This window comes from Terrabacter terrae (assembly GCF_039529575.1).
GTDB lineage: Bacteria > Actinomycetota > Actinomycetes > Actinomycetales > Dermatophilaceae > Terrabacter > Terrabacter terrae.
Map to the genome: position 1 here is coordinate 1 of NZ_BAAANB010000210.1, position 2,451 is coordinate 2,451.

3 protein-coding genes are annotated in these 2,451 nt (G+C 72.5%); 1 reads left to right on the plus strand and 2 read right to left on the minus strand.

Features of this window, described 5'->3' with window-relative positions; genetic code table 11:
- Positions 1-1,135 (minus strand): RimK family alpha-L-glutamate ligase (locus ABD194_RS21105; protein ID WP_343995199.1); only part of this gene is annotated, 1,135 nt, incomplete at its 3' end.
- Between the two features lie 24 nt (positions 1,136-1,159).
- Between ABD194_RS21105 and ABD194_RS21110 the strand changes: the two genes are divergently transcribed.
- Complete coding sequence (locus tag ABD194_RS21110) at positions 1,160-1,636, plus strand: ATP-dependent zinc protease family protein (protein ID WP_343995201.1); 477 nt, start codon at positions 1,160-1,162, stop codon at positions 1,634-1,636.
- Positions 1,637-1,656: 20 nt separating this feature from the next.
- On the opposite strand, the gene ABD194_RS21115 is transcribed toward ABD194_RS21110, so the two are convergent.
- The coding region (locus ABD194_RS21115) for a Rossmann-fold NAD(P)-binding domain-containing protein (RefSeq protein ID WP_343995203.1) at positions 1,657-2,451 on the minus strand (795 nt) is incomplete at its 5' end.

A 2,451-nucleotide genomic window follows, 5' to 3' on the forward strand; every position in this document is an offset into this window, starting at 1 on the left:
GCCGCTCGGGGATCATGGTGCGCATCTCCTCCAGCCGGCCGAAGCAGAGCAGGCGGTCCTCCGCCTCGAGCACTACGCGGCGCCGCGGGTTCGGGATGACGCTCGCGCCGCGGTGCAGCGTCAGCACCTGCAGGTCGCGCTCCTCGAGGCCCGAGTCGCCGATCGTCTTGCCGATGATGTCGGCGCCCGCGTGCACGACCAGCTCGGCGACGCCGTAGCCGGTCGAGACGGTCAGCCGCTGCCGCACGTCGATCTCGGGGAAGGCGACCTGCCCGGCGATGTAGTCGACGATCGCGCCGGCGACGTCGAGCTTGGTCGCCGTCTCGATGCCCTCGAGTCCGGGGGAGGAGTTGACCTCCATGACGAGCGGGCCCTCGTTGCCCTCGAGCATGTCGACGCCCGCGACGCGCAGCCCCATGATCTGGGCCGAGCGCACCGCGGCCTGCTCGTACTCCGGGCTCAGCTCGACCGGCTCGACGGTGCCGCCGCGGTGGACGTTGGAGCGGAACTCGTCGCCCTTGGCGCGGCGGCGCATCGCGGCCACGACGCGGTCGCCCACGACGAGGGCGCGGATGTCGCGGCCTTTGCTCTCGCTGACGAAGCTCTGGATGAGGACGTTCTGGTTCGTGCTGTGCAGCGTCTCGATGATCGCCTCGGCGATCTTGATCTCCGGTGCGAGGATGACGCCGATGCCCTGCGTGCCCTCGAGCAGCTTGATGACGACGGGCGCGCCGCCGACCCGCTCGATGGCCGGCATGACGTCGGCGCGGTTGCGCACGAAGGTCGTCGCCGGCATCCCGATGTGGTGGCGCGAGAGGATCTGCGCGGCGCGGAGCTTGTCCCGGGCGTTGGAGATGCCGTTGGCGATGTTGGGCGTGTAGACGTCCATCTGCTCGAACTGGCGCACGACCGCGGTGCCGAAGTAGGTGATGGAGCTGCCGATGCGCGGCAGGACCGCGTCGTAGTCGGAGATCGGCCGCCCCCGGAACTGCAGGTCCGGCTCCGGGCCGGACAGGTCGATGGCGAAGCGGAGCGTGTTGAGCACCCGCACCTGGTGCCCGCGGTCGAGCGCTGCGGTGCGCAGGCGCTGCGTGGAGTAGGCACGCGGCGCGCGCGAGAGGATCGCGAGTTTCATGCAGGGTCCTGCCAAGATGGGCGGGTGTCTGGGCCGGCCTATTCAAGCACTGCCGTCGGGTGGCGGGAGTGGGCCGGTATGCCCGGGATCGGCCTGCCCTGGGTCAAGGTGAAGATCGACACCGGCGCCCGCACGTCGTCGCTGCACGCCGCGGACGTCGAGGAGTTCGAGCGCGACGGCCGGCCGTGGGCGCGCTTCACCGTCCACCCCTGGCAGGACTCCGACGCGGACCCGCAGACGGTCGAGTGTCCCGTCCACGACCGCCGGCGCGTCCGCAGCTCGTCCGGGCACGTCACGAGGCGCCTCGTCGTGCGCGTCGACCTCACCCTCGCCGGTCGCACCGTGCCGGCCGAGGTGACCCTGAGCAAGCGCGACCGGATGGGCTTCCGGATGCTCGTCGGCCGTGAGGCGCTGCGGCAGGGCTACGTCGTCGACCCGTCGAGGTCGTATGCCGGTGGGCGGCCTCCCAAGGAGATCCGCCGCCGCAACCGCGGCCGCTGACCCTCCGCTGCTCGTAGCTCTCAGTGGGCGCGGGCGTCGTGGAGCGCCAGGAGGCGGGCTTCGGCATCGGCGTCCATCGGGCTGCCGGCCCGGTTGCTCGGCCGCTCCGGCAGCCCCTCCCGCTGCAGCCACGCCCACGTGTCGGCGACCGTCTCGGGCATCGGCCGGCAGCGCAGCCCCGCTGCGGCCGCGGCCGCCGTGTCGAGCGAGTGCAGGCCGGCGAGCTCACCGGTCGGTGGCACCCAGATCGGCAGCTGGGTCCACGGCTCGACGTCGGCCGCCTCGACGGTCCCGGGCTCGACCCAGACGAGCTCGGCGTCGCTGCCGGTCACGCGCCGCGCCTTCTCGAGCAGCGCGCCGATGGTCGTGTGTCCGGGCCGGCTCGCGGTGTTGAAGGTGCCGACCGGCCGGGAGCCGAGGACCCACTCGGCGATGTCCCGGCAGTCGACGTACTGCAGCGGCCGGTCGTAGGGGCCCGGCGCCGGCACGCGCCCACCCGTCGCGATGCGGCGCAGCCAGAAGGGCATCCGACCGACCATCTCGTAGGGGCCGAGAATCAGACCCGCCCGGGCGATCGCCACGTCGCCGTCGAAGTCGGTGAGCACGGCCAGCTCGCCGCCGCGCTTGGCGGCGGCGTAGTCAGATGCGTCGGCGGAGGACGGCTCGCCGTTGACGACCGGTGCGCTCTCGTCGGAACCCGGCGCGATCGGCCACGTGTAGACCGAGCACGACGAGATGTAGGTGTAGTGCCGGGCGCGCCCACTGAGCAGGCGCGCCGACGTCTGCACCGCGACCGGCGCGGCAGACCAGGTGTC